We start from the raw sequence: 2,089 nt of genomic DNA on the forward strand, positions 1-2,089 counted from the left end.
GAGCCGTCTTCAGAATCCTTCTTGCATTCCAATGCAATAGCCGCCGCAAATCCATATGCGATTCCCCTGCCCGCAAGCGGGAGAGGGAGCGCAGCGTCCATCGCGGGTACAATTCGACCTGTTCTCAGCATGGACTACGACCGCACCCGCGGCGCGACGTTTTGCTCGACGCCGGCCTTGCGTTCCGCCGCGACCGCCCGCTGGTATGCCTCGCGCTGCTGCAACCTTGCCCAATAGGCTGCGACATTGGGACCGAAATCCTTGGCGAGGCCGATATTGTCGGCGAGCCGCAGCGCATAGCCGATGGCGATATCGGCGGCGGTGAAACGGCCGGCGCACAGCGTCTCGGCCTTGCCGGTCGCGGCCTCAACCGCGCGCAGGCGGCCGAAGAACCATTTGGCGTAATCGCCGGCGACCTGCGGATTGCGCCGCTCCTCCGGCTCGAGCTGGCTGTAACGTAGCACCAGGGTCTGCGGAAAGGTCAGCGTTGCGTCGGAAAAATACATCCAGTTCAGGAAGGCGCCGTAGGTCGGCTCGTCGGGTCCGACCACCAGGGGCGTCGGGCCATATTTGGTGCCGAGGTAATAGCAGATGCCGGAAGACTCCGTCATCCGCGTCTCGCCATCAATCAGGAAAGGAATCGTGCCGAGCGGGTTGAGCGCGAGATAATCCTTTGCGAACACGCGCGGCGGAAACGGCAGCATCTTGAGCTCGTAGGGCAATCCCATTTCCTCGAGCATCCAGAGCGGCCGGAACGAGCGCGCGGCGTCGCAGTGATAAAGCGTGACCATTACGTGTGCCCCTTCAAGCCCGGCAATGTACCCATCATCTTGCATAACACCATCAGCATGACTTCGTCAGCGCCGCCACCGATCGAAGTGAGACGGCTGTCGCGATAGGCGCGGCTGACCGGGGTCTCGTTCATGAAACCCATGCCGCCCCAATATTGCAGGCAGGCATCGGTGAGTTCGCGCCCGAGCCGGCCCGCTTTCAGCTTCGCCATGGTGGCGAGCCGGGTGACGTCCTCGCCCGCGACCAGCGCTTCGCCGGCGCGGTAGATCAGCGACCGCAGCAGCTCGACCTCGGTCTGCATCTCCGCGAGCTTGAAGTGCACCACCTGGTTGTCGAGGATCGTGCCGCCGAAGGCCTTCCGGTTTCTTGTATATTCGATCGTCTCATTGATGATGAATTCATGCGCCTTCAGGCAGGCCGCGGCGCCCCACAGACGCTCCTCCTGGAACTGGATCATCTGGTAGGTGAAGCCCTTGCCCTCCTCGCCGATCCGGTTGCGCTTGGGCACCCGGACATTGTCGAAGAAGATCTGCGCGGTGTCGGAGGAGCGCATGCCCATCTTGTCGAGCTTGCGCGCGATGGTGACGCCCTTGCTCTTCATCGGCACGCAGATCAGCGACTTGTTGCGGTGGACCTGGCCGTCGCTGGTGTTGGCGAGCAGGCAGATCCAGTCCGCCTGCGCGCCATTGGTGATCCACATCTTGCCGCCATTGATGACGTAGTCGTCGCCGTCCGAGCGCGCATTGGTCTTGATCGAAGCGACATCGGAGCCGGCGCCGGGCTCGGAGACGCCGATGCAGGCAACCTGATCGCCCGAGATCGCCGGCACCAGGAACTCGCGCCGCACCTCGTCGGAGCCGAACCGCGCCAGCGCCGGTGTCGCCATATCCGTCTGCACCCCGATCGCCATCGGCACACCGCCGCATCTGATGGCCCCTAACTCTTCCGCCATCATCAGCGCATAGCTGTAGTCGAGCCCCTGGCCGCCGAACTGCTCCGGCTTGTTGAGGCCGAGGAAGCCGAGACCGCCGAGCTTCTTGAACAGCTCATGGGCGGCGAAGATGCCGGCGTCCTCCCATTCGTCGACATAGGGGTTGATCTCGGCCGCGATGAATTTTTGCAAGGCGCGACGGGGCTCGTCATGGTCGGCGGTGAAGATCATTTTCTCCTCATCATTCTCTTTCTTCACCTCCCCCTTTCAGGGCTATCTAATGCACACATCTTTGTTGCGAAGATCGGCGAAGACTGATTCCCTGATGAGAGGCGGTCTTGTGGAGGGAGGTCTTATGTCGATGGA

2 protein-coding genes are annotated in these 2,089 nt (G+C 62.3%); both read right to left on the minus strand.

Features of this window, described 5'->3' with window-relative positions; genetic code table 11:
• Positions 1–134 precede the first annotated feature (134 nt).
• Positions 135–791, minus strand: coding sequence for a glutathione S-transferase family protein (locus K288_RS0143205; protein ID WP_027584850.1), 657 nt, complete (start codon positions 789–791; stop codon positions 135–137).
• On the minus strand, positions 791–1,954 hold the full coding sequence (locus tag K288_RS0143210) for an acyl-CoA dehydrogenase family protein (protein ID WP_027584851.1): 1,164 nt from the start codon (positions 1,952–1,954) through the stop codon (positions 791–793). Before K288_RS0143210 ends, K288_RS0143205 begins: the two co-directional genes overlap by 1 nt.
• Between the last annotated feature and the right edge of the window lie 135 nt (positions 1,955–2,089).

Source organism: Bradyrhizobium sp. Ai1a-2, assembly GCF_000426245.1.
Taxonomy (GTDB): Bacteria; Pseudomonadota; Alphaproteobacteria; order Rhizobiales; family Xanthobacteraceae; genus Bradyrhizobium.

Excerpts from the sequence above, each read along its gene's own strand:
- K288_RS0143205 (WP_027584850.1), bottom strand. The coding sequence starts at position 791 with ATGGTCACGCTTTATCACTGCGACGCCGCGCGCTCGTTCCGGCCGCTC.
- K288_RS0143210 (WP_027584851.1), bottom strand. The coding sequence starts at position 1,954 with ATGATCTTCACCGCCGACCATGACGAGCCCCGTCGCGCCTTGCAAAAA.